1 protein-coding gene is annotated in these 599 nt (G+C 60.3%); it reads right to left on the bottom strand.

What is annotated here, in order from left to right:
* Positions 1-294 (bottom strand): glycosyl hydrolase 53 family protein (locus ACEN88_RS33705; protein WP_413346701.1); only part of this gene is annotated, 294 nt, incomplete at its 3' end.
* Between the last annotated feature and the right edge of the window lie 305 nt (positions 295-599).

Below are 599 nucleotides of genomic sequence, written 5' to 3'. Positions count from 1 at the left end.
GGCCTGGGCGCGCTTCGCTTTCGCGACGACGTCGGCCGTGCCGTTCCAGCCGTCCTCCGGGTTCACCCACGCGCGCAGGCGGATGGCGTCCATGCCCTGTTCCTTGAGGATGGCGTACAGGTCTGCGGTCTTGCCGTCGCGGTTGCGGAATACCCGGCCGGCCGCTTCCATTTCGCTGACCCAGCCGACGTCGGCGCCCTTGGCGAAGTTCGCGCCGGCGGCGTGTGCGAAGGGAATCCCCAGCACAAGTCCGAACGCAAATGCGGCCGCGAGGGCGGAAAAGGTGTGCTTCATCGGTCTCCGTAGTCGTTATCGTTATTATCAATCTGGCAGCAAACCGGGATTCTAGGCAGGAAATGCCATGCGCACCCCATCCATTTTTCGCGTCACCTATGAAATATTCGTATGGCGGCAATGTTTCCCTTGAAACATCCGGTATTCTTTTGATAAGGAGAAAGGAACGCAGGTCATCAGCGCACTCGAACTATACTGGTCCCGTACCCGTCGATTCGGGCGGGGTTCCGGCTGACGCCGGTCGGCGTCGCCTTATTGGAATCAGGAGGTCGAGATGAGCAAAGCAACATGTATCCTGCGCGGCG

Source organism: Massilia sp. CT11-108, assembly GCF_047302915.1.
Lineage (GTDB): Bacteria > Pseudomonadota > Gammaproteobacteria > Burkholderiales > Burkholderiaceae_D > Telluria > Telluria orientalis.
Note: the sequence above shows the minus strand (reverse complement) of the source record. Positions and strands in the feature narration are given on the sequence as shown.